Source organism: Streptomyces sp. NPDC007157 (assembly GCF_040634235.1).
GTDB lineage: Bacteria > Actinomycetota > Actinomycetes > Streptomycetales > Streptomycetaceae > Streptomyces.
The window spans coordinates 165,469-188,371 of sequence record NZ_JBEYFE010000005.1 but is presented as its reverse complement, the minus strand read 5'-3'; the positions used below and the strand labels follow the sequence as shown (position 1 = coordinate 188,371).

The 22,903-nt window shown below is 71.9% G+C and carries 19 protein-coding genes; 14 read left to right on the top strand and 5 right to left on the bottom strand.

From position 1 onward, the window contains the following. Positions 1 to 38 precede the first annotated feature (38 nt). Positions 39 to 1,745 carry a phenylacetic acid degradation protein PaaN gene (gene paaN, locus ABZ642_RS11055; protein WP_360480653.1) on the bottom strand — a complete coding sequence of 569 codons (1,707 nt, stop codon included), beginning with the start codon at positions 1,743 to 1,745 and terminating at the stop codon, positions 39 to 41. Between the two features lie 148 nt (positions 1,746 to 1,893). Between paaN and ABZ642_RS11050 the strand changes: the two genes are divergently transcribed. Together ABZ642_RS11050 and ABZ642_RS11045 are read left to right on the top strand one after the other, a co-directional pair. Then, a complete protein-coding gene (locus ABZ642_RS11050) occupies positions 1,894 to 3,408 on the top strand; it encodes a 3-hydroxyacyl-CoA dehydrogenase (protein ID WP_360480651.1) in 1,515 nt (504 codons plus the stop codon). Next, a complete protein-coding gene (locus ABZ642_RS11045; protein WP_360480648.1) occupies positions 3,405 to 3,992 on the top strand; it encodes a TetR/AcrR family transcriptional regulator in 588 nt (195 codons plus the stop codon). Before ABZ642_RS11050 ends, ABZ642_RS11045 begins: the two co-directional genes overlap by 4 nt. A 16-nt stretch (positions 3,993 to 4,008) precedes the next feature. Here the strand turns inward: ABZ642_RS11045 and ABZ642_RS11040 are convergent, their stop codons facing one another. Beyond that, positions 4,009 to 4,494 carry an Lrp/AsnC family transcriptional regulator gene (locus tag ABZ642_RS11040; RefSeq protein ID WP_351738620.1) on the bottom strand — a complete coding sequence of 162 codons (486 nt, stop codon included), beginning with the start codon at positions 4,492 to 4,494 and terminating at the stop codon, positions 4,009 to 4,011. A gap of 190 nt (positions 4,495 to 4,684) precedes the next feature. Here ABZ642_RS11040 and pdhA (ABZ642_RS11035) point away from each other — a divergent pair, with 190 nt between their 5' ends. The 7 genes from pdhA (ABZ642_RS11035) to ABZ642_RS11005 all read left to right on the top strand — a co-directional run bounded on the left by pdhA (ABZ642_RS11035) (position 4,685) and on the right by ABZ642_RS11005 (position 12,738). Continuing rightward, positions 4,685 to 5,827 (top strand): pyruvate dehydrogenase (acetyl-transferring) E1 component subunit alpha, encoded by a 1,143-nt coding sequence (gene pdhA, locus ABZ642_RS11035; RefSeq protein ID WP_360480646.1) that lies wholly within the window; start codon positions 4,685 to 4,687, stop codon positions 5,825 to 5,827. Next, the gene (locus ABZ642_RS11030) at positions 5,827 to 6,831 is read left to right on the top strand and encodes an alpha-ketoacid dehydrogenase subunit beta (protein WP_360480643.1); all 1,005 of its coding nucleotides are present in this window, start codon (positions 5,827 to 5,829) and stop codon (positions 6,829 to 6,831) included. The genes pdhA (ABZ642_RS11035) and ABZ642_RS11030 overlap by 1 nt, the downstream gene beginning before the upstream one ends. After that, positions 6,831 to 8,159, top strand: coding sequence for a dihydrolipoamide acetyltransferase family protein (locus ABZ642_RS11025; protein ID WP_360480640.1), 1,329 nt, complete (start codon positions 6,831 to 6,833; stop codon positions 8,157 to 8,159). Before ABZ642_RS11030 ends, ABZ642_RS11025 begins: the two co-directional genes overlap by 1 nt. 106 nt (positions 8,160 to 8,265) lie before the next feature. Continuing rightward, positions 8,266 to 9,171, top strand: a complete 906-nt coding sequence (locus ABZ642_RS11020; protein WP_360480637.1) for an NTP transferase domain-containing protein — start codon at positions 8,266 to 8,268, stop codon at positions 9,169 to 9,171. Continuing rightward, positions 9,168 to 10,562, top strand: coding sequence for a molybdopterin molybdotransferase MoeA (locus tag ABZ642_RS11015; RefSeq protein ID WP_360480634.1), 1,395 nt, complete (start codon positions 9,168 to 9,170; stop codon positions 10,560 to 10,562). Before ABZ642_RS11020 ends, ABZ642_RS11015 begins: the two co-directional genes overlap by 4 nt. After that, positions 10,559 to 11,656, top strand: a complete 1,098-nt coding sequence (locus ABZ642_RS11010; RefSeq protein WP_360480631.1) for a potassium channel family protein — start codon at positions 10,559 to 10,561, stop codon at positions 11,654 to 11,656. The genes ABZ642_RS11015 and ABZ642_RS11010 overlap by 4 nt, the downstream gene beginning before the upstream one ends. Positions 11,657 to 11,745: 89 nt before the next feature. Further along, positions 11,746 to 12,738 (top strand): NAD(P)H-quinone oxidoreductase, encoded by a 993-nt coding sequence (locus tag ABZ642_RS11005; RefSeq protein ID WP_360480628.1) that lies wholly within the window; start codon positions 11,746 to 11,748, stop codon positions 12,736 to 12,738. On the opposite strand, the gene ABZ642_RS11000 is transcribed toward ABZ642_RS11005, so the two are convergent. Further along, positions 12,735 to 13,265 carry a hypothetical protein gene (locus ABZ642_RS11000; protein ID WP_360480625.1) on the bottom strand — a complete coding sequence of 177 codons (531 nt, stop codon included), beginning with the start codon at positions 13,263 to 13,265 and terminating at the stop codon, positions 12,735 to 12,737. The two genes, ABZ642_RS11005 and ABZ642_RS11000, sit on opposite strands and share 4 nt — an antisense overlap. Positions 13,266 to 13,450: 185 nt before the next feature. Between ABZ642_RS11000 and ABZ642_RS10995 the strand changes: the two genes are divergently transcribed. Beyond that, positions 13,451 to 13,990, top strand: a complete 540-nt coding sequence (locus tag ABZ642_RS10995) for a bacterial proteasome activator family protein (RefSeq protein ID WP_360480622.1) — start codon at positions 13,451 to 13,453, stop codon at positions 13,988 to 13,990. Between the two features lie 82 nt (positions 13,991 to 14,072). Here the strand turns inward: ABZ642_RS10995 and ABZ642_RS10990 are convergent, their stop codons facing one another. Continuing rightward, on the bottom strand, positions 14,073 to 15,725 hold the full coding sequence (locus ABZ642_RS10990; RefSeq protein ID WP_360480619.1) for a protein kinase: 1,653 nt from the start codon (positions 15,723 to 15,725) through the stop codon (positions 14,073 to 14,075). A gap of 331 nt (positions 15,726 to 16,056) precedes the next feature. On the opposite strand from ABZ642_RS10990, the gene ABZ642_RS10985 reads away from it, so the two are divergent. Then, the gene (locus ABZ642_RS10985) at positions 16,057 to 17,646 is read left to right on the top strand and encodes a protein kinase (RefSeq protein ID WP_360480616.1); all 1,590 of its coding nucleotides are present in this window, start codon (positions 16,057 to 16,059) and stop codon (positions 17,644 to 17,646) included. A gap of 37 nt (positions 17,647 to 17,683) precedes the next feature. Here the strand turns inward: ABZ642_RS10985 and ABZ642_RS10980 are convergent, their stop codons facing one another. After that, positions 17,684 to 18,727, bottom strand: a complete 1,044-nt coding sequence (locus ABZ642_RS10980) for a phosphotransferase (RefSeq protein ID WP_360480614.1) — start codon at positions 18,725 to 18,727, stop codon at positions 17,684 to 17,686. A 522-nt stretch (positions 18,728 to 19,249) separates the two neighbouring features. Between ABZ642_RS10980 and pdhA (ABZ642_RS10975) the strand changes: the two genes are divergently transcribed. From pdhA (ABZ642_RS10975) to ABZ642_RS10965, 3 genes are read left to right on the top strand one after another with little or no spacing between them, the layout of a single operon-like run. After that, entirely contained in the window at positions 19,250 to 20,449 is a 1,200-nt protein-coding gene (pdhA, locus tag ABZ642_RS10975) for a pyruvate dehydrogenase (acetyl-transferring) E1 component subunit alpha (RefSeq protein WP_360480611.1), read from the top strand. Between the two features lie 2 nt (positions 20,450 to 20,451). Next, a complete protein-coding gene (locus ABZ642_RS10970; protein ID WP_360480608.1) occupies positions 20,452 to 21,432 on the top strand; it encodes an alpha-ketoacid dehydrogenase subunit beta in 981 nt (326 codons plus the stop codon). Between the two features lie 10 nt (positions 21,433 to 21,442). After that, positions 21,443 to 22,855, top strand: coding sequence for a dihydrolipoamide acetyltransferase family protein (locus ABZ642_RS10965; protein WP_360480605.1), 1,413 nt, complete (start codon positions 21,443 to 21,445; stop codon positions 22,853 to 22,855). Positions 22,856 to 22,903: the final 48 nt, after the last annotated feature.

Sequence of the window (22,903 nt, the reverse complement as noted above, 5' to 3'; positions counted from 1 at the left end):
ACCCGCAGGTCTCCACGGCGGCCAGGCACCCCGGACGGCTACGCCTCTCGCCGCACCTCGATCACCCGGAACCGGTTCGCCACGAACGCCCCGTCGCTCAGCGCGGCGTTCGCCGCGGGGTTGCCGCCCGATCCGTGGAAGTCGGAGAACGCGGCCGTCTGGTTGACGTACACCCCGCCGACCAGGTTCAGCGACAGCTGGGCCGCCTCCTCCAGGCAGACCTCCTCCACGGCGCGCTCCACGTCCGGGTCGGCGGTGTACGCGCCGACCGTCATCGCGCCCTTCTCCCGGACCGTGCGCCGCAGCAGTTCCAGCGCGTCGGCGGCCGAGTCGACGGCGACCGCGAAGGACACCGGCCCGAAGCACTCGCTCATGTAGGCGGCCTGGTCGTCGGCCCCCTCCCAATATTTCCGCGCACCGTCCAGCTTCACGATCACCGGCGTGCGGACGACCGCGCCCGGGAACTCCGGGTTGGCGATCTCCCGCGAGGCGAGGGCGACCTCGCCGAGCCCGGCGGCGGCCTCCAGGCGGGCCTTGACGTCGGGGTTGACGATCGCGCCGAGCAGCGCGTTCGCGCGGGCGTCGTCGCCGAGCAGACCGTCGACCGCGCGGGCGAGGTCGGCGACCACCTCGTCGTAGGTCTTGGGGCCTTCGTCGGTGCGGATGCCGTCGCGGGGGATCAGCAGGTTCTGCGGGGTGGTGCACATCTGGCCGCTGTACAGGGAGAGCGAGAACGCCAGGTTGGAGAGCATCCCCTTGTAGTTGTCGGTGGACTCCACCAGCACCGTGTTGACGCCGGCCTTCTCGGTGTAGACCTGTGCCTGCCGGGCGTTGGCCTCCAGCCAGTCACCGAAGGCGGTCGAGCCCGTGTAGTCGATGATCTTGATCTCCGGGCGGGTGGCGAGCGTCTTCGCGATGCCCTCGCCGGGGCGCTCCGCCGCCAGTGCCACCAGGTTCGGGTCGAAGCCGGCTTCGGCGAGCACCTGCCGGGCGACCTGCACGGTGAGGGCGAGCGGCAGCACCGCGCGCGGGTGCGGCTTCACCAGCACCGCGTTGCCCGTGGCGAGGGAGGCGAACAGGCCCGGGTAGCCGTTCCACGTCGGGAACGTGTTGCAGCCGACGACCAGCGCGATCCCGCGCGGGACCGGCTTGAACGTCTTCGTCAGCGCGAGCGGGTCGCGCTTGCCCTGCGGCTTGGACCATTCGGCCGTGTCGGGGGTGCGGACCTGCTCCACGTACGCGTAGGCCACCGCCTCCAGGCCGCGGTCCTGGGCGTGCGGGCCGCCCGCCTGGAACGCCATCATGAACGCCTGGCCGCTGGTGTGCATGACGGCGTGCGCGAACTCGTGCGTCCGGTCGCTGATCCGCTTGAGGATCTCCAGACACACCACCGCGCGCGCCTCCGCGCCGGCGTCGCGCCACGCGCGCTGGCCGGACTTCATGGCGGGCAGCAGTGTGTCGACGTCGGCGTGCGGGTAGGTCACGCCCAGCTCGATGCCGTACGGGGAGACCTCGTCGCCCAGCCAGTCGTCGGTGCCGGGCTGGCCGAGGTCGACACGGCTGCCGAGAAGGGCGTCGAAGGCCGCCTTGCCGGCCGCCGCGTCCAGGCTGCCGTGCTCGCCGTAGGCCTTGGGGTGCTCGGGGTGGGGGGACCAGTACGCGCGCGTGCGGATCGCCTCCAGCGCCTGGTCAAGCGTGGGCCGGTGCTTGGCGATCAGCTCGTGCACGGTGAGCTCGGCGGTCATGCGGGACCAACTCCTCGTCTGATGAGCTCCCCTTCGAGCTCATGACCTGGGCGGAAACGACCGGACAGAGTTAGAGTAACCGAACGATCGGTCGGGACAAGGGGGCCTGCCGCATCTGTGGAAAACCCCGTGCGGGAGGATCGCGCACATGACAGCACTCGACCTCAGCAGCCCCGTGGGGGTCGCCGGCGCCGGCACCATGGGCCAGGGCATCGCCCAGGTCGCACTCGTCGCGGGCCATCCCGTACGGCTGTACGACGCCGTCCCCGGACGGGCCGGGGACGCCGCCGCGGCGATCGGCGCCCGTCTCGACCGGTTGGTCGCGAAGGGCCGGATGACGGCCGCCGACCGGGACGCGGCCCGCGCCCGGCTGCTGCCCGCCGAGGAACTCACCGAGTTCGCGGACTGCACCCTGGTCGTGGAGGCCGTCCAGGAGCGGCTGGAGGCCAAGCAGGAGCTGTTCCGGGCCCTGGAGGACATCGTCGACGGCGACTGTCTGCTGGCCACCAACACCTCCTCCCTGTCGGTGACCGCCATCGGCGGCGCCCTGCGCGGCGCCGCCCGCCTGGTAGGCCTGCACTTCTTCAACCCGGCACCGCTGCTGCCGCTGGTCGAGGTCGTCTCCGGGTTCGCCACCGACGTCACGTCGGCCACGCGCGCGTACGAGACGGCCCGTGCCTGGGGCAAGACGCCGGTCGCCTGCGCGGACACCCCCGGCTTCATCGTCAACCGCATCGCGCGGCCCTTCTACGCCGAGGCGTTCGCGGTCTACGAGGCGCAGGCCGCCGACCCGGCCACCATCGACGCGGTGCTGCGCGAGAGCGGCGGCTTCCGGATGGGCGCCTTCGAACTGACCGACCTGATCGGCCAGGACGTCAACGAGTCCGTCACGCACTCCGTGTGGAAGGCCTTCTTCCAGGACGTCCGCTTCACGCCCTCCCTGGCCCAGCGCCGGCTCGTCGAGTCCGGCCACCTCGGCCGCAAGACCGGGCACGGCTGGTACGACTACGCGGACGACGCCGAGCGCGCCGAGCCGCACACCGCCGAGCCGGCCGACCGGCCCGCCTACGTCGTCGCCGAGGGCAACCTGGGCCCGGCGGCCGAGCTGCTCTCGATGATCCGCGAGGCGGGCATCCAGGTCCGCGAGGAGGACGAGGACCACGGCACCCGCCTGGTGCTGCCCAGCGGCGGCCAGCTGGTCCTCGCCGACGGCCAGACCTCGGTGGAGTTCCGGGACGTCGTCTACTTCGACCTCGCCCTCGACTACCGCCGGGCCACCCGCATCGCGCTGTCCGCGGGGCACGACACCCATCCCCGGACGCTCGGCGAGGCCATCGGTCTCTTCCAGGCGCTCGGCAAGCAGGTCAGCGTCATCGGTGACGTCCCCGGCATGATCGTCGCCCGTACCGTCGCCCGTATCGTCGACCTCGCGCACGACGCCGTCGCCAAGGGCGTCGCCACCGAGGAGGACATCGACACCGCGATGCGCCTGGGCGTCAACTACCCGCTCGGCCCCTTCGAGTGGAGCCGGCGCCTCGGCCGCGACTTCGCCTACGACCTCCTCGACGACCTCCATCTGCGCGACCCGAGCGGCCGCTACGCGCCCTCCCTCGCGCTCTACCGCCACGCGTACGCCACCGAGAAGCGGGAGGGCGCCTCATGACCACCGCCAAGCGCGACACCTACACCCCCGAGACCCTGCTCTCGGTGGCCGTCCAGGTCTTCAACGAGCGTGGCTACGACGGCACCTCCATGGAGCACCTCTCCAAGGCGGCCGGCATCTCCAAGTCGTCGATCTACCACCATGTGTCCGGCAAGGAGGAACTGCTGCGCCGGGCCGTCAGCCGCGCCCTGGACGGCCTGTTCGGGATCCTCGACGAGGAGCCCGCGCGCGTGGGGGGCGCCGCCGACCGCCTGGAGCACGTCGTGCGGCGCATGGTCGAGGTGCTCATCACCGAACTGCCCTACGTCACGCTGCTGCTGCGGGTGCGCGGCAACACCGGCACCGAGAGGTGGGCGCTGGACCGGCGCCGGGACTTCGACCACCGGGTGGCCGACCTGCTGAAGGCGGCCGCCGCCGACGGGGACGTACGCGGTGACATCGAGGTGCGCCTCGCCACCCGGCTGGTCTTCGGCATGGTCAACTCGATCGTGGAGTGGTACCGCCCGGACGGGCGTGGCGCGACCGAGCGCGAGGTCTCCGACGCGGTGGCGCGCCTGGTGTTCTCGGGGCTCCGCGCGGCCTGAGGCCGGCCGTCCGGCGTCAGCCGCCGGGCCCCAGGTCCTCCTCCTCGAACACCAGCAGCGTGCGGGTGCTGAGCACCTCCGGGATCGCCTGGAGCCGGGTCAGCACCAGCTCGCGCAGCGCTCTGTTGTCGGGCGTGTGCACCAGGAGCAGGACGTCGAAGTCGCCGCCCACCAGGGCGATGTGGTCTGCTCCTGGCAGCTGCCGCAACTCCTCGCGCACGGTGCGCCAGCTGTTCTGGACGATCTTCAGGGTGATGTAGGCGGAGGTGCCGTGGCCCGCCCGCTCATGGTCCACGCGGGCGCCGAAACCGCGTATCACCCCGTCCTCGATCAGACGGTTGATACGCGCGTAGGCGTTGGCGCGCGAGACATGGACACGTTCGGCGACCGACCGTATCGAGGCCCGGCCGTCCGCCTGGAGGATCTGCAGGATGTCCTGATCAATGGCGTCCAGCGGGCGCGCGGGCGGCAGCGCGGCGCGGTCCTGCGGGCCCTCGGCCATTTGTTCAGGTGGCATGTCCCCCCGCCTTCCTACCATGGACGTACTGCGTTCATTCCAGGCTGTGGAGAACCGTTTGTCCACAGCCTGGAGCCGCCTGTAGCCAAAATGTGCTGACGACCGAACAATCGGTAGGTGGGACGGGTCACAGCCGACCTGTCTCCCGTAGCCACCCCCACGAGGAGGTGCCGTCATGACGGTCCTGGAGCAGCGAGGCGCATACCGCCCGTCGCCGCCGCCCGCCTGGCAACCCCGGACGGACCCCGCGCCCCTGCTGCCCGACGAGCGGCCCTACCGCGTCCTCGGGACCGAGGCGGCCGCCAAGGCCGACCCGGAGCTGCTGCGCCGGCTCTACACCCGGCTGGTGCACGGCCGCCGGTACAACACACAGGCCACCGCCCTCACCAAACAGGGCCGCCTTGCCGTCTACCCGTCCAGCACCGGCCAGGAGGCCTGCGAGATCGCCGCCGCGCTGGCCCTGGAGGAGCACGACTGGCTCTTCCCCAGCTACCGCGACACCCTCGCAGTCGTCGCCCGGGGCGTGGACCCCGTGGAGGCGCTCACCCTGCTGCGCGGCGACTGGCACACCGGCTACGACCCCTACGCCCACCGGGTGGCCCCCCTCTCCACCCCGCTCGCCACCCAGCTCCCGCACGCCGTGGGCCTCGCCCACGCGGCCCGCCTCAAGGGCGACGACGTGGTCGCGCTCGCCATGGTCGGCGACGGCGGCACCAGCGAGGGCGACTTCCACGAGGCGCTCAACTTCGCCGCCGTCTGGCAGGCCCCGGTCGTCTTCCTGGTCCAGAACAACGGCTTCGCCATCTCCGTCCCGCTCGCCAAGCAGACCGCCGCCCCCTCCCTGGCCCACAAGGCCGTCGGGTACGGCATGCCGGGCCGCCTGGTCGACGGCAACGACGCGGTCGCCGTGCACCAGGTCCTCTCCGACGCCGTGCGGCACGCACGCGAGGGCGGCGGCCCCACCCTGGTCGAGGCGGTGACCTACCGCATCGACGCCCACACCAACGCCGACGACGCCACCCGCTACCGGGGCGACGCCGAGGTGGACGCCTGGCGCGACCACGACCCGATCCTGCTGCTGGAGCGCGAGCTGACCGACCGCGGGCTGTTCGACGAGGACCTCGTACGGCACGCGCGCGAGGACGCCGAGACCATGGCCGCCGACCTGCGTGAGCGCATGAACCGCGACCCGGAGCTCGACCCCATGACCCTCTTCGACCAGGTGTACGCCGAGACCACCACCCAGCTGCGCGAGCAGCGCGCCATGCTGCGGGCCGAGCTGGAGGCCGAGCAGGCCGACCAGGAAGGCGGCCACTGATGACGACCGTCGCCATCAAGCCCGCCACCATGGCGCAGGCCCTCACCCGCGCGCTGCGCGACGCGATGGCCGCCGACCCCGCCGTGCACGTCATGGGCGAGGACGTCGGCGCCCTCGGCGGGGTCTTCCGGGTCACCGACGGCCTCGCCAAGGAGTTCGGCGAGGACCGCTGCACCGACACCCCGCTCGCCGAGGCCGGCATCCTCGGCACCGCCGTCGGCATGGCCATGTACGGGCTGCGCCCGGTCGTGGAGATGCAGTTCGACGCCTTCGCCTATCCCGGGTTCGAGCAGCTGATCAGCCATGTCTCCCGGATGCGCAACCGGACCCGGGGCCGGATGCCCCTCCCGATCACCATCCGTATCCCCTACGGCGGCGGCATCGGCGGCGTCGAGCACCACAGCGACTCCTCCGAGGCCTACTACATGGCCACCCCCGGCCTGCACGTCGTCACCCCGTCCACGGTCGCCGACGCCTACGGCCTGCTGCGCGCCGCCATCGCCTCCGACGACCCGGTCGTCTTCCTCGAACCCAAGCGCCTGTACTGGTCCAAGGACACCTGGAACCCCGAGCAGCCGACGGACGTTGAACCCATCGGCCGCGCGGTGGTGCGCCGCACAGGGCGCAGTGCCACGCTCATCACGTACGGCCCGTCCGTACCGGTCTGCCTCGAAGCCGCCGAGGCCGCCCAGGCGGAGGGCTGGGACCTCGAAGTCGTCGACCTGCGCTCCCTGGTGCCGTTCGACGACGAGACGGTCTGCGCCTCGGTACGGCGCACCGGGCGGGCGGTCGTCGTACACGAGTCGGGCGGGTTCGGCGGACCGGGAGGGGAGATCGCGGCCCGGGTCACGGAGCGCTGCTTCCACCACCTGGAGGCGCCGGTGCTGCGCGTGGCCGGGTTCGACATCCCCTACCCGCCGCCGATGCTGGAGCGCCACCACCTGCCCGGCGTCGACCGCATCCTGGACGCGGTGGCGCGTCTGCAGTGGGAGGCCGAGGGCTGATGGCACAGGTGCTGGAGTTCAAACTGCCGGACCTCGGGGAGGGGTTGACCGAGGCGGTGATCGTCAACTGGCTGGTCCAGGTCGGCGAGGTCGTCGCGATCGACCAGCCGGTCGTCGAGGTCGAGACGGCCAAGGCGATGGTCGAGGTCCCCTGCCCCTACGGCGGTGTGGTCACCGCCCGCTTCGGCGAGGAGGGCGCCGAACTGCCCGTCGGCGCCCCGCTGCTGACGGTCGCCGTCGGCGAGGCCACCCCGGTCCCCGAACCGGAGGGCTCCGGCAACGTCCTGGTGGGCTACGGCACCGGGGCACCCCCGGCGCGCCGCCGCCGGGCCCGCCCCACCGCTCCGGACCGGGCCAACGGCACGGCCGGGAAGGCGGCCGCCGTCGAAACGGCGGTCCACGCGCGCGTGCCCGCACCGCCCCCGCTTCCCGAGGGCCCCGTCCCGGTGATCTCCCCCCTGGTCCGCAGGCTCGCCCGGGACAACGACCTGGACCTGCGCCGGGTCTCCGGCTCTGGCCCCGACGGCCTGATCCTGCGCGCCGACGTCGAGGACGCCCTGCGGGTCAGCGCGGCCCGCGCCGCCACCAAGACCCCGGCCGGCGCGCTGACCGCCCCGGCCGCCCCGGTGAACGCCCAGACCGGCACCCGTACGCCTCTCAAGGGCATCCGGGGCGCGGTCGCCGACAAGCTCTCCCGCAGCCGCCGGGAGATCCCCGACGCGACCTGCTGGGTGGACGCCGACGCGACCGAACTGATGCGTGCCCGGACCGCGATGAACGCGGCGGCCGGTCCGAAGATCTCCCTGCTCGCGCTGCTCGCCCGGATCAGTACGGCCGCCCTGGCCCGCTATCCCGAGCTGAACTCCTACGTCGACGTCGAGGCCCGCGAGATCGTCCAACTCGACCACGTCCACCTGGGCTTCGCCGCCCAGACCGACCGGGGCCTGGTGGTCCCCGTCGTCCGGGACGCCCACACCCGCGACGCCGAGGCCCTGACGGCGGAGTTCGCCCGGCTGACCGAGGCGGCCCACGCCGGAAAGCTCACCCCCGGAGAACTCACCGGCGGCACCTTCACGTTGAACAACTACGGCGTCTTCGGCGTCGACGGCTCCACGCCGATCATCAACCACCCCGAGGCGGCGATGCTGGGCGTGGGCCGCATCGTCCCGAAGCCGTGGGTCCACGAGGGCGAACTGGCGGTCCGCAAGGTCGTCCAGCTGTCCCTCACCTTCGACCACCGGGTCTGCGACGGCGGCACGGCGGGCGGCTTCCTGCGGTACGTGGCGGACTGCGTGGAGCAGCCGGCGGTTCTGCTGAGGACGCTCTAGCCGGGTAGCGCCGGAGCTCCCTCAGGGGCATTGCGCGACCACTGCCCGCAGAGCGCACTCAGCGCCATCGGTTCCCAGTGATCCACCCTCCCCCCATACTCGAAAGGTGACCGACACCGAGCCGCCGGCCTACGACGTGATCGTGTTGGCCGGCGGCGCAGCGAGACGCCTCGGCGGGGCCGACAAACCCTCCGTCCGGGTGGGCGGCCGTCCCCTGCTCGACCGTGTCCTCACGGCCTGTGCCGGGGCCCGCGACACCGTCGTCGTGGCGGCGCCCCGCCCCACCTCCCGCCCGGTGCGCTGGACCCGCGAGGACCCTCCGGGCGGCGGCCCGGTCGCCGCTCTCGACGCCGGTCTGCGCCACACCACCGCCGACCGTGCGGTCGTCCTCTCCGCCGACCTCCCGTTCCTCGAACAGGCCACCGTGGAGCGGCTGCTGACGGCCCTGCACAGCACCGGCGCCGACGCCGCCCTGCTCACCGACGCCGAGGGCCGGGACCAGCCCCTTGTCGCGGCGTACCGCACGGCACCGCTCCGCCGCGTCCTGTCGGCCCTCGCCGAGGAAGGCGACGGCTCAGGCCTCGCCGGTCTCCCCCTGCGGCGCCTGACCGCCGCACTCGATCTCACCCGCGTCCCGGACCCCCTCGCGTCCTTCGACTGCGACACCTGGGACGACATCGCCGACGCCAGGGCACGCATCAGGGAGCATGGGCACGTGTTGGATGAATGGATCTCCGCAGTCAAGGACGAGCTGGGCATCGACCTGGACGTCGACACCGGCGTCCTGCTCGACCTGGCCAGGGACGCCGCGCACGGCGTGGCCCGCCCGGCCGCCCCACTGACCACGTTCCTCGTCGGCTACGCGGCCGCACAGGGCGAGGGAGGCCCCGAGGCCGTCGCCGAGGCGGCCCGCAAGGCCGTCGCGCTGGCCCTGCGCTGGGAGGAAGAGGCGAACGCCGCCGAGCAGTCCGCTGCCGGGAAGCCCGCCCCCGGCTCCGGGCCCGGCCGGTGACCGCCCCCGGCATCCGGGTCGGCGCGTCCGCCGGGGACACCGACGACGATCTCGACGTCGAGGAGGCGCTCGCCCTCGTGAGAGAGCCCAGGGAGCCCAGGGAGTTCGGCAAGGGTGCCACCGGCAGCCAGGCGCTTCCGCCCACCACCCAGAGCGGGGACGCCCACGACGGCCCGTCGGCGCACCAGCACCGTGCCACCCCCTGGCCTCAGGCCCGTGAGATCGCCGCCCGCGCCGCCCGCTCGGGCGCCCGCCGGGCCCCCGTCTCCGTACCGCTGGCGGACGCGCTCGGCCTGGCCCTGGCCAGCCCGCTGGACGCCCTGACCGACCTGCCCTCCTTCGACACTTCCGCGATGGACGGCTGGGCGGTGGCGGGCCCCGGTCCCTGGGACGTACGCGAGGAGGGCGTCCTGGCCGGGCACGCGCAGCCCGAGTCGCTCACCGACGGCGAAGCGGTACGGATCGCCACCGGCGCCCGGATCCCGGCGGACACGACCGCGGTGCTGCGCAGCGAACACGGACGTATCGACGCCCAGGGCCGGCTGCACCCCACCCGTGAGGTCGTGCACGGCCAGGACATCCGCCCGCGCGGCCAGGAGTGCCGCAGCGGCGACCAGTTGCTGTCCGTCGGGACCCTGGTCACCCCGGCCGTCCTCGGCCTCGCCGCGGCTGCCGGATACGACAACGTCACGGTCGTCCCGCGTCCCCGGGTCGAAGTCCTGATCCTCGGGGACGAGTTGCTCACCGAAGGACTACCGAGCGAAGGACGCATCCGGGACGCGCTCGGCCCGATGCTGCCGCCCTGGCTGCGCGCGCTCGGCGCCGAGGTGACCGCCGTACGCAGGCTCGGCGACGACGCCAAGGCCCTGTACAAGGCGATCACCTCGTCCGGCGCCGATCTCGTCGTCACCACCGGCGGTACCGCGTCCGGCCCGGTCGACCATGTCCACTCCACCTTGGAACGCATCGGGGCCGAACTCCTCGTCGACAGCGTCAAGGTCCGCCCCGGGCACCCCATGCTGCTGGCCCGCACCCAGCAGAACCAGCACCTCGTGGGTCTCCCCGGCAACCCCCTCGCCGCCGTCTCCGGCCTGCTCACCCTCGCCGAACCCCTGCTGCGCACCCTCGCCGCCCACCCGGCCCCCGAGCCGTACGCGGTGCCCTTGGCGGAAGCGACGCACGGACATCCGTACGACACCCGGCTCATCCCGGTCGTCCTGCGCGGTGACGTGGCCGTTCCGCTGCACTACAACGGACCGGCGATGCTCCGTGGCATCGCCGCCGCCGACGCACTCGCGGTCGTACCGCCGGGTGGGGCGCGGCAGGGGCAGGAGACGGAGCTGTTGGATCTGCCGTGGGCGGCCGCGGGGATCGAGGTGTGTTTCACGTGAAACTTCCGGGCCATGACGCCATCGCCCGCCAGGCGGACGAACATCTGGTGACCCAACGGGTGAAACTGCCGTCGAAAGTGGTGGAGCGTCCGATCCGCCAGGTCAGCAAACGGCTCTCACTGGCCCTGCTGTTGCTGGTCGCCACCGCGTTCATCGTCTATGCCGACCGCGACGGCTACAACGACACCTCGGACGGCAGCGTCGACCTCCTCGATGCCTTCTACTACGCGACCGTCACCCTCTCCACCACCGGGTACGGCGACATCACCCCGGTCAGTGACGCCGCCCGGCTCACCAACATCTTCGTCATCACGCCGCTGCGCGTGCTGTTCCTGATCATCCTGGTCGGCACCACGCTCGAAGTCCTCACCGAACGCACCCGGGAGGAATGGCGCCAGAACCGCTGGAGGTCCGCCTTGCGGGATCACACCGTCGTCGTCGGCTTCGGGACGAAGGGGCGGTCGGCGATCCAGACCGTCTGCGCGACGGGGCTGAACAAGGAGCAGGTGGTCGTCGTCGACCCCAGCGCCAAGGCGATCGAGGCGGCCACCGCCGAGGGCTACGCCGGGGTGATCGGGGACGCGACGCGCAGCGAGGTGCTCAAGCGGGCCGAGCTGCAACGGGCCCGGCAGATCATCATCGCGACCCAGCGGGACGACACGGCCGTGCTGGTGACCCTGACCGCCCGGCAGCTCAACAAGGGCGCGAAGATCGTGGCCGCGGTCCGTGAGGAGGAGAACGCGCCGCTGCTGAAGCAGTCCGGCGCCGACGCCGTCATCACCAGCGCGAGCGCCGCCGGGCGGCTGCTGGGGCTGTCCGTGCTGAGTCCGGCCGCCGGCATGGTCATGGAGGACCTGATCCAGCAGGGCACCGGCATGGACCTGGTGGAGCGCCCGGCGGTCAAGGCCGAGGTCGGCAAGACCCCGCGCGAGACGGCAGACCTGGTGGTGAGCGTCCTCCGCGGACACCGGGTGCTCGGTTACGACGACCCGACCGTCGGCACCATCCAGCTGACGGACCGGCTGATCACGATCGTGCGGGCCTCCCCGGGCACCCAGGTCGCCCCCGACATACGACCGCTGCCCCGGGCCTGACCGCGACATACGGCCGTTTCCCCGGGACATACGACCGTTGGCCCGGGCCTGACCGGGAGCGCGGCCGGGCGAGGGGTAGCGTCGGCCGCATGTATGCGATCACGATTCCCGAACCTGGTGGGCCCGAGGCGCTGGTGTGGGACGAGGTCCCCGATCCCGTGCCCGGGGAGGGCGAGGTGCTGGTCGAGGTGGTGGCCAGTGCCGTCAACCGCGCCGACATCCTGCAGCGGCAGGGCCACTACAACCCGCCGCCCGGCGCTTCGGTCTATCCCGGTCTGGAGTGCTCCGGCCGGATCGTCGAGGTCGGCCCCGGTGTCTCCGGCTGGTCGGTCGGCGACGAGGTGTGCGCACTGCTCGCGGGTGGCGGCTACGCGCAGAAGGTCGCCGTCCCGGCCGGGCAGCTGCTGCCGGTGCCGGAGGGCCTGGACCTGAAGCAGGTGGCCGCGCTGCCCGAGGTGGCCTGCACGGTCTGGTCGAACGTCTTCATGATCTCCCACCTGCGCCCCGGTGAGACGCTGCTCGTGCACGGCGGCTCCAGTGGCATCGGCACCATGGCGATCCAGCTGGGCAAGTCGATCGGCGCCAAGGTCGCGGTCACCGCGGGCACCAAGGAGAAGCTGGACTTCTGTGCGGAGCTGGGCGCGGACATCCTCGTCAACTACCGCGACCAGGACTTCGTCGCCGAGGTGCGGCGGGCCACCGACGGTGCCGGGGCCGACGTCATCCTCGACAACATGGGCGCCAGTTACCTGGACCGGAACGTGCGGGCCCTCGCCGTCAACGGACGGCTCGCGATCATCGGTATGCAGGGCGGGGTGCAGGGCGAGCTGAACATCGGTGCGCTGCTCGGCAAGCGGGCCGCGATCAGCGCGACCTCGCTGCGCGCCCGTCCGCTCGGCGAGAAGGCGGCCATCGTCGCGGCCGTGCGGGAGCACGTGTGGCCGTTGATCGAGGGCGGCCACGTCCGGCCGGTCGTCGATCGGGAGCTGCCGATGGCCGAGGCGGCCGAGGCCCAGCGGCTGGTGGAGGCCAGCGGGCACATCGGCAAGGTCCTCCTCGTGGCCCCCCAGCGCAGGAGCTAGCTCCGCCGCACCCGAAGGGCGATGAAGGCGAGGCCGAGCCCGAGGCCGATCAGGACCAGGCCGCTGCCCAGCGGAAGGATGTACAGCACGGGCTCGGAGCCGTCGTCCTCGCTGTGGGCCACGGCCTGGTGGGCGGGTTGCGGCTGGGGCGCGCTGGGCACCAGTCCGGCATCCGGGGGCGGCTGCGCCGAGGCGGCGGCCGAGCTGGCGTCACCCGTCTCCTCGCCGGGCTCGTCCTCGTGCTCGTCTTCGTCCTCGTCCTGCCCCTGGACGGCCGCCGCCGGGCCCTGGGGCCGTCCTGGCCGCAGCCTGCCCTCACCGGCCAGCGTTCCGGCCCGGGACGGCTCGGGGGAGGCCGAGGCGTCGGCCGAGTCCGAGGACACCGGCTCGGGGCCATGGACGACCACGGGCTCGGGGTCGTACGCGACGGCCGTGCCGTAGGGCAGCAGGACCGTCGCGAGGACGAACAGCAGGCGGACCGGCGCAAGCCGTACGCCGCCGTGGGTGGATCGCGGCCTTGGAGTCACGTCGGTGACCTCCTGGAACACAGTCGTCAGAGCCGACGGACACCAGCCTCACATTCACCGACAAGCCTGGCATTTCTGATTCGGCCGATGGGTCTACGCCCGTCAGGGGGCGACTCGGAAAGGTGGATCAGGCTCAACGGGGGGCACCACGGTGGTGAGGTGTACGGGTGCGAGAGAATGGCGGCATGGAGATGCCGAGGAACGAACGGTCGCCCGAGAACCCGCAGATCCTGGTCGTGGGCCAGGACGGGATGGCACTCGGTGGCGGCAACGGGGACGAGGACTCCCGCGAGATCCCGGTGACGGAGATGGTGGAACAGCCCGCCAAGGTCATGCGGATCGGCAGCATGATCAAGCAGCTCCTGGAGGAGGTGCGCGCGGCTCCTCTCGACGAGGCCAGCCGGGTCCGGCTCAAGGAGATCCACGCCAGCTCCGTGAAGGAACTGGAGGACGGTCTGGCGCCGGAGCTGGTGGAGGAGCTGGAGCGGCTGTCGCTGCCCTTCACCGACGACGTGACCCCGACCGACGCGGAACTGCGTATCGCGCAGGCCCAGTTGGTGGGCTGGCTGGAGGGCCTCTTCCACGGGATCCAGACGACCCTGTTCGCCCAGCAGATGGCCGCCCGTGCCCAGCTGGAGCAGATGCGCCGGGCGCTGCCGCCGGGCGTCGGCGACGCGGGCGAGGAACACGGACCGGCCGGCCGCTCCGGCGGACCGTACCTCTAGGACTACCGAGCGGGACGCTCCTCCTGAGACAACGAAGGGCCCGGCGGTATCACCGCCGGGCCCTTACTACTGCGCCGCTGCCTCAGCCGGTGGCCGGGTTGCCCGTCGACACCTTGAGCTCGATGGTCGGCATGTCCTTGGGGTCGACATCCGTGCCGGAGGCCGGGAACTGCTCCATGATCGTGCCGTCGCCGTACGTGTTCTCGTCCTCGGGAGTGATCTTCATCCGCCAGCCGGCGGCCTGGAAGCACTCCTTGACCGACTTGATGTACTTGAACTTGAAGTCAGGGACCTGGATCTTGTCGGCGTTGTCGTACGACTCCTGCGGCTCGGTGCACTCGGACTTCTCGATGGTCTTCGCGGTGTCCGGGCCGCGGTAGCCCGACGCGTGCGAGGCCCCGGCGCTCGCGGTGCCGCCACCGCTGCCGCCTCCGCCGTTGTCGTCCTCGCCGCCGCCGCTGTTCAGCGTCAGCGCGACGACCAGACCGATCACCGCGACCAGCGAGACCACGATCGACCCGATGATCACCGGCCGGTTGCCCTTGCCCCCACCACCGCCGGAGGACGGCGACTGGGGGGTGATGTTGTACGGCGGCGGGGTCGTCGGCGTCGGCCGGCCGTACCCGGCCGGCGTCTGGTAGCCCGCCTGCTGCGGATAGCCGTACGCCGCAACGGGGCCCGGAGCAGGAGCGGGGGTGCCGTACGGATTCGGGGTCGGCATCGGCTGGTACGGGGTCTGCACCGGCCCGGGTGGCGCCGGTGTCGCCTGGTCGACCGGCGGGAACACCGCGGAGCCGACCCCGGAGCCGCTCTGCGTGGGCGGGATGCCCGGGACGATGCTGGGCGCGGCCGGCTGGAGCGAGGCGGCGACCCGCAGGCACTCGTCGCGCATGGACTCGGCGGTCGGGAAGCGCTCGTTCGGGTTCTTCTTCAGGGCGCGGGCGACCAGCGCGTCCACGGCCGGGGGAAGGGCGCGGTTGACCGAGGAGGGAGCGACCGGCTCCTCCTGGACATGCGCGTAGGCGATGGCCAGCGGCGAGTCCGCGTCGAACGGCAGCCGGCCGGTGACCAGCTGGAACAGCATGATGCCGACCGAGTAGAGGTCGGAGCGGGCGTCCACGCCCCGGCCGAGTGCCTGCTCCGGGGAGAGGTACTGCGGGGTGCCGACGACCATGCCGGTCTGGGTCATCGAGGTGACCCCGGACTGCATGGCACGGGCGATGCCGAAGTCCATCACCTTGACGACCCCGCGCTTGGTCATCATCACGTTGCCGGGCTTGATGTCGCGGTGGACCAGCCCCATCTCGTGGCTGATCTCCAGCGCGGCCAGCACATCGGCGGTGATCTTCAGCGCCTTGTCGGCGGGCATCGCGCCGTACTGCGTCACGTCCTCGTCGAGCACCGAGCCGAGCGGGCGGCCCTCGACGTACTCCATGACGATGTACGGCATGGTCGAGCCGTCGAGCTCCTCCTCACCGGTGTCGAAGACGGAGACGATGTTGGTGTGCGTGAGCTTGGCCACTGCCTGGGCCTCGCGGCGGAAGCGCTCGCGGAAGGCCTGTTCCCGGCCGAGTTCGGTGTGCAGGGTCTTGATCGCGACCTGGCGGTCCAGGACCGAGTCGTACGCCAGGTGCACGGAGGCCATGCCGCCCGCGCCGAGCAGGTCGCGCAGTTGGTAGCGGCCACCGGCCAGAGCCCGCCCCACGTAACGGCCGTGTGCGCCGTCCTGGCTCATTTTCCCCGTCCCCCGCCGGGCGCTCAGGCACCCTTGTTGATCGAATGTCCCAGTTCCTGGTCAAGTTCCCGGCCAAGTCTGCCGGAGGGCACTGACACGTCAAGCGCGGTGCCCGTTCCGTGACCGTACGCGAAAGAAGAGGCGCGGAAGCGTTACAGCTGCCGTACCTCCGGTACACGGAATTTGCACGACTGCGCGGGGTACGGGTTTGATGGCCGGTCCGGCCACGGGCCGGAACCCGGACCTGGGGGTTGCGCGGAGGCTGTAGCGTGGCCGACGGAGACCGTGACAACACCGCGCGCACCGCGGGCAGAAACGACGGCGAGGACCGATGGCACAGACGCACAGCGCCCAGGGCCCGTCCGACCCCGAGGCGACTGGCGGCGGCATGTCAGACACGCCGGAGATGTGGGGCAACGGCGGCCTGGTCGGCGACGGCCGTTACCGGCTCACCCACCGGCTCGGCCGGGGCGGCATGGCCGAGGTGTTCGCCGCCGAGGACGTACGGCTCGGCCGGACCGTGGCGGTCAAGCTGCTGCGTGCCGATCTCGCCGAGGACCCGGTCTCCAAGGCCCGTTTCACCCGCGAGGCACAGTCGGTCGCCGGGCTCAACCACCACGCGATCGTCGCGGTGTACGACTCCGGCGAGGACGTCGTCGGCGGCCAGTCCGTGCCGTACATCGTGATGGAACTGGTCGAGGGCCGCACCATCCGCGACCTGCTGATCAACGCCGAGGCGCCGGGCCCCGAGCAGGCCCTGATCATCACGTCCGGGGTGCTGGAGGCGCTGGCCTACTCGCACCAGCACGGCATCGTGCACCGTGACATCAAGCCCGCCAACGTGATCATCACCCACAACGGCGCGGTCAAGGTGATGGACTTCGGCATCGCCCGCGCGCTGCACGGTGCGTCCACGACGATGACGCAGACCGGCATGGTCATGGGCACCCCCCAGTACCTCTCCCCGGAGCAGGCGCTCGGCAAGGCCGTCGACCACCGCTCCGACCTGTACGCCACCGGCTGTCTGCTGTACGAACTCCTCTCGCTGCGGCCGCCCTTCATCGGCGAGACCCCGCTGTCGGTGGTCTACCAGCACGTCCAGGACATCCCGGTGCCGCCGTCCCAGACCTCCGAGGGCGTCGCCCCGCCGGAGCTGGACGGCCTCGTCATGCGCTCGCTCGCCAAGGAGCCCGACGACCGCTTCCAGACCGCCGAGGAGATGCGCGGCCTGGTCCAGTACGGCCTGCAGATGCTGTACGACCAGGGCGCCCACACCGGCACCTGGAACACCGGCCCGGTCACCGTGCACGACGGCCGGCACGCCTCGGCGGGCGGTTTCGCCGGCACGACGGCGATGCAGCACCCGATGGACTCCAACGGGACCTCGCAGATCCCGCAGCCGATCCTGCCGTCCGGCTACGGCGGCGGTGACGACGGCGGCTTCGAGGGTCACGGCAACCGGGGCAGCGGCCGCGGCAAGCTGTGGATCCTGGCCGTCTTCGCGGTGATCGCCATCGCGGCGGGCGTCGCGCTGGCGCTGAACAAGGGTGGCGGCGACGGCGGTGACCCGGGGACGTCGACGTCGCCGAGCGTCTCGCACTCCACCAAGGACGAGACGCCCAGCGAGAGCCCGTCCGACAAGGCCAGCGACACGGCCACGGACACGGAGACCGACACCAGCGGCTCGGGCAACGACGACAACTCCGGCTACACGCCGTCGGAGACCCCGTCGTACACCCAGTCCCAGACGGAGAGCACCGAACCGACCGACGAGCCCTCGGACACGGCGAGCGCCTCGCAGCCCACCGACACCGAGAGCTCCCCCGAGACGGACCCCTCCGAATCGACGGGCACGGACGGCGGCGACGGCAGCACGGACGAGGGCAACACGATCTCCGGCGCCGGCCTGGGCAACCCCTGAAGGACACCGACACCCCCGCGGGGCTGAGCGACGGTCCTCACCGGACGAACGCGTCGCACACCGCGTCGTACTCGCTGGTCCACCACACGGCCAGCGCCGAGGCGGCCGGGAACTGAGAGTCCGCGCGGGTGTCACGGCGCTCGTAGTGCCAGCGCAGCATCCAGAAGTCGTTGAGCCGCTCCCACCACACGCGGTGCACGGCCGCCGCCAGCTCCGACGGCGTGGCGCCGGCCGCGCGCCGGTACGCGCGCGCGTACGCCCGCACCTTCGGCAGGTCGAGCGCCCCCGCCGGGCGCACGAAGAAGATGGCGGCGGCGCGCACGGCCTCCTCCGCGCGGGGCTGCACGCCCAGCCGGTCCCAGTCGACGATCGCGGCGGGTCCGTCGTCCTTGTAGAGCAGGTTGAACGGGTGGAAGTCGCCGTGCACCCAGCCCACCGAGGCGCCGCGCGGGGGGCGCCGGCCGGCGTGCTGCTCCAGGAGCGCGCGGCGTTCGAGCAGCCGGTGGCGGGCGAGTTCGTCGAAGGCGTCGGCGGGGCGGTGCCGGCTGACGTGGGCGAGCAGGTCGTCGATGAGCGCGAAGGTCTGGGCGGGGTCGGCGCTCTCGACGGGATGGGGGCTGGTGGCCGGACGCGTGCGCCCCTTGGGGGGCATCACGCGCTCCAGGCAGGCGTGCACGGCGCCCAGGAGCGCACCGAGCCGCGCGCACTCCCCGTGCGTGAGCTGCCCGCCGTGCCGGTGCCTGCCGTCGATCCAAGGGTGCAGCGCGTAGGCGTGGCCGCCGACGACCGCGACCGTTCGGCCCTCGCGGTGGGCCAGCGGCGGGGCGACCGGGACGCCAAGGGCGGCCAGGCGCTGGGTGGCCAGGTGGCGGCGCTCGATGGCGGCCGGGTCGGCGGTGTCGGGGTCGAAATGGTGTTTGAGGAAGTAACGGCCGTGGGTGGTGCGGACGCGGTAGCCGCGGTTGAGCAGCCCCTGTTCGACGGGTTCGCAGGTGAGCGCGGAACCGGCGGCGTACAGCCGGAGCAGGGCGCCCAGAGGGGGCGCGTGGGGCGCTGGGGGTGGTACACATGGGCGCGGCACGCGGCAGATGCTAGGGCAACGCCTGGGCCTGTGAGCTGGGGATTGTCGCAGGCAGTCGCTGTTGGTCGCTTTCGGTCACGTGGTGGGCGGTGACGGACCCGGGTGCGCTGACCGGGTGCACGGGAACGAACGGTTCGCCGTGCGCGGCGGGCGGGGCGGAACGGGGGGAGAGCGGGCTCGGTGAGCGTCGGCGAACTCTTCCCGTGGCCCGGTGCGGCGGGATAACGTGCGGTAGCTCCGGCCTCCTGCAAGGCTCTGACCAGCGACCTTCCGGCCTCTGTCGATTTACTAGGAAACCCAAGCAAAAAGTACTTGGATTTCCAAGCAAAATCGCAGGTCAGGAGGGGTTTCACAGAAATGTGGAGCACTGGGTAACGTGCACCTTGCAGGGCGCTCGCCGGGGCACCTGTCACGCCTGTTCCCGTCCGAGTGGCGCCCACCCCGTGCCACCGGTGTCGGAAGCAGGTGAGCCGCACTGGTTCACCCGGCAACCCCGGGGGCCGGACCGACGGAGGAGCACACGTGACCGTGGACAGCAGTGCCGCGAGCCAACCGCGACGCAGCGCCGCAGGCAAAGCCGGTACCGCCGGCAGCAAGACCGGCACCAAGCGCACCACTCGCACCACCACGCAGAAGAGCACCGATCCCGAACTCGTGCAGCTGCTGACGCCCGAGGGCAAGCGGGTCAAGAACGCCGAGTACGACGCGTACGTCGCCGGGATCACCCCTGACGACCTGCGCGGGCTGTACCGCGACATGGTGCTCACCCGCCGCTTCGACGCCGAGGCCACCGCCCTGCAGCGCCAGGGCGAGCTGGGCCTGTGGGCGTCCCTGCTCGGCCAGGAGGCCGCCCAGATCGGCTCCGGGCGCGCCACCCGCGAGGACGACTACGTCTTCCCGACCTACCGCGAGCACGGCGTGGCCTGGTGCCGCGGGGTCGACCCGACCAACCTGCTGGGCATGTTCCGCGGCGTCAACCACGGCGGCTGGGACCCCAACAGCAACAACTTCCACCTGTACACGATCGTCATCGGCTCCCAGACCCTGCACGCCACCGGCTACGCCATGGGCGTCGCCAAGGACGGCGCGGACTCGGCGGTCATCGCCTACTTCGGCGACGGCGCATCCAGCCAGGGCGACGTCGCCGAATCGTTCACCTTCGCCGCGGTCTACAACGCCCCGGTGGTGTTCTTCTGCCAGAACAACCAGTGGGCGATCTCCGAGCCGACCGAGAAGCAGACCCGCGTCCCGCTCTACCAGCGCGCCCAGGGCTTCGGCTTCCCCGGCGTCCGCGTGGACGGCAACGACGTGCTGGCCTGCCTCGCGGTCACCAAGTGGGCGCTGGAGCGCGCCCGCAGCGGCGAGGGCCCGACGCTGGTCGAGGCGTACACCTACCGGATGGGCGCCCACACCACCTCCGACGACCCGACGAAGTACCGGGCCGACGAGGAGCGCGAGGCCTGGGAGGCCAAGGACCCGATCCTGCGCCTTCGCCGCTACCTGGAGGCCTCAAACCACGCGGACGAGGGATTTTTCGCGGAACTCGAAGCCGAGTCCGAGGCGTTGGGCAGGCGGGTGCGCGAAGCGGTCCGAGCCATGCCGGACCCGGACAACTTCGCCATGTTCGAGCATGTGTACGCGGACGGGCACGCGCTCGTCGACGAGGAGCGAGCGCAGTTCGCCGCCTACCAGGCGTCGTTCGCGGACGTAGAGGGGGTCTGATCATGGCGGCGGAAAAGATGGCGGTGGCCAAGGCGATCAACGAGTCGCTGCGCCGCGCCCTGGAGGCCGACCCCAAGGTCCTCGTCATGGGCGAGGACGTCGGCAAGCTCGGCGGCGTCTTCCGGGTCACCGACGGCCTGCAGAAGGACTTCGGCGAGAGCCGCGTCATCGACACCCCCCTCGCGGAGTCCGGCATCGTCGGCACCGCGATCGGTCTCGCCCTGCGCGGCTACCGCCCGGTGGTGGAGATCCAGTTCGACGGCTTCGTCTTCCCGGCGTACGACCAGATCGTCACCCAGCTCGCGAAGATGCACGCCCGCTCGCTCGGCAAGGTGAAGATGCCGGTCGTCGTGCGTATCCCCTACGGCGGCGGCATCGGCGCGGTCGAGCACCACTCGGAGTCCCCCGAGGCGCTGTTCGCGCACGTGGCGGGCCTGAAGATCGTCTCCCCGTCCAACTCCTCGGACGCCTACTGGATGATGCAGCAGGCCATCCAGAGCGACGACCCGGTGATCTTCTTCGAGCCCAAGCGCCGCTACTGGGACAAGGGCGAGGTCAACACGGAGGCCATCCCCGGCCCGCTGCACAAGGCGCGGGTGGTCCGCGAGGGCACCGACCTCACCCTGGCCGCCTACGGCCCGATGGTGAAGCTCTGCCAGGAGGTAGCCGACGCGGCCGCCGAGGAGGGCAGGTCCCTGGAGATCCTCGACCTGCGGTCCGTCTCCCCGCTGGACTTCGACTCCATCCAGGCCTCGGTCGAGAAGACCCGCCGCCTGGTCGTGGTCCACGAGGCACCGGTGTTCTTCGGCTCGGGCGCGGAGATCGCCGCCCGCATCACCGAGCGCTGCTTCTACCACCTGGAGGCCCCGGTGCTCCGGGTGGGCGGCTACCACGCCCCCTATCCGCCGGCCCGCCTGGAGGAGGAGTACCTTCCGGGCCTGGACCGGGTGCTCGACGCCGTCGACCGTGCCCTGGCGTACTGAGGAGAAGGTCGTGACGACGATGACGGAAGCGTCCGTACGCGAATTCAAGATGCCGGACGTGGGCGAGGGGCTCACCGAGGCCGAGATCCTCAAGTGGTACGTCCAGCCGGGCGACACGGTCACCGACGGCCAGGTGGTGTGCGAGGTCGAGACGGCCAAGGCGGCCGTCGAACTGCCCATCCCCTACGACGGGGTGGTGCGCGAGCTGCGCTTCGCCGAGGGCACCACGGTCGACGTGGGCACGGCGATCATCGCGGTGGACGTGTCGGGCGGGACGGCCGCTCCCGTGGCGGAGCCCGTGCCGGCTCCGGAGCCGGAGGAGAAGCCACAGGGCCGCCAGCCGGTCCTCGTCGGCTACGGCGTCGCCACCTCCTCCACCAAGCGCCGCCCGCGCAAGGGCCTGGAGGTGACGGTCGCCGAGGCCGCGGTGCAGGCGGCGGTCCAGAAGGAGCTGAACGGCCACGCCGAGGTCGCCGCAGTGGTCCCCGCGGCCCCCGCCGTGGATCGTCCGCGCCCGCTGGCGAAGCCGCCGGTGCGCAAGCTGGCGAAGGACCTGGGCGTCGACCTGGCCACGGTGACCCCGTCGGGCCCGGAGGGCGTCATCACGCGTGAGGACATCCACGCGGCGGTGGCGGCCGCACCGACGGCGGTCCCGGAACCGGCGCCGGCCGCGCCGACGGCTCCTGCCGTCGCGGCGGCTCCCGCGGTGTCGTACGACGGTGTGCGTGAGACCCGGGTCCCCGTCAAGGGCGTCCGCAAGGCGACGGCGGCGGCGATGGTGGGTTCGGCGTTCACGGCGCCGCATGTCACGGAGTTCGTGACGGTGGACGTGACCCGCACGATGAAGCTGGTGGAGGAGCTGAAGCAGGACAAGGACCTGCAGGGCCTCCGGGTGAACCCGCTTCTCCTCATCGCCAAGGCCCTGCTGGTCGCGATCCGGCGCAACCCGGACATCAACGCGTCCTGGGACGAGGCGAACCAGGAGATCGTGCTCAAGCACTACGTCAACCTGGGCATCGCCGCGGCCACCCCGCGGGGCCTGATCGTCCCGAACATCAAGGACGCCCACGCGAAGACGCTGCCGCAGTTGGCCGAGTCCCTCGGTGAGTTGGTGACCACGGCCCGGGACGGCAAGACCTCGCCCGGTGCCATGCAGGGCGGCACGGTGACGATCACCAACGTCGGCGTCTTTGGCATCGACACGGGGACGCCGATCCTCAACCCGGGCGAGGCGGCGATCCTGGCGGTCGGCGCGATCAAGCTCCAGCCGTGGGTCCACAAGGGCAAGGTCAAGCCCCGCCAGGTCACCACGCTGGCCCTGTCCTTCGACCACCGCCTGGTCGACGGCGAACTGGGCTCCAAGGTCCTCGCGGACATCGCGGCGATCCTGGAACAGCCGAAGCGGTTGATCACCTGGGGCTGAGAGCCCATAGGTCGGGAAAGTGGGCGGTCGCAACTTCGTCTTGCGACC

Excerpts from the sequence above, each read along its gene's own strand:
- ABZ642_RS10990 (WP_360480619.1), bottom strand. The coding sequence starts at position 15,725 with ATGAGCCAGGACGGCGCACACGGCCGTTACGTGGGGCGGGCTCTGGCC.
- ABZ642_RS11050 (WP_360480651.1), top strand. The coding sequence starts at position 1,894 with ATGACAGCACTCGACCTCAGCAGCCCCGTGGGGGTCGCCGGCGCCGGC.
- ABZ642_RS11025 (WP_360480640.1), top strand. The coding sequence starts at position 6,831 with ATGGCACAGGTGCTGGAGTTCAAACTGCCGGACCTCGGGGAGGGGTTG.
- paaN (WP_360480653.1), bottom strand. The coding sequence starts at position 1,745 with ATGACCGCCGAGCTCACCGTGCACGAGCTGATCGCCAAGCACCGGCCC.
- ABZ642_RS11045 (WP_360480648.1), top strand. The coding sequence starts at position 3,405 with ATGACCACCGCCAAGCGCGACACCTACACCCCCGAGACCCTGCTCTCG.
- pdhA (WP_360480646.1), top strand. The coding sequence starts at position 4,685 with ATGACGGTCCTGGAGCAGCGAGGCGCATACCGCCCGTCGCCGCCGCCC.
- ABZ642_RS11030 (WP_360480643.1), top strand. The coding sequence starts at position 5,827 with ATGACGACCGTCGCCATCAAGCCCGCCACCATGGCGCAGGCCCTCACC.
- ABZ642_RS10995 (WP_360480622.1), top strand. The coding sequence starts at position 13,451 with ATGGAGATGCCGAGGAACGAACGGTCGCCCGAGAACCCGCAGATCCTG.
- ABZ642_RS10970 (WP_360480608.1), top strand. The coding sequence starts at position 20,452 with ATGGCGGCGGAAAAGATGGCGGTGGCCAAGGCGATCAACGAGTCGCTG.
- ABZ642_RS10985 (WP_360480616.1), top strand. The coding sequence starts at position 16,057 with ATGGCACAGACGCACAGCGCCCAGGGCCCGTCCGACCCCGAGGCGACT.
- ABZ642_RS11040 (WP_351738620.1), bottom strand. The coding sequence starts at position 4,494 with ATGGCCGAGGGCCCGCAGGACCGCGCCGCGCTGCCGCCCGCGCGCCCG.
- ABZ642_RS11005 (WP_360480628.1), top strand. The coding sequence starts at position 11,746 with ATGTATGCGATCACGATTCCCGAACCTGGTGGGCCCGAGGCGCTGGTG.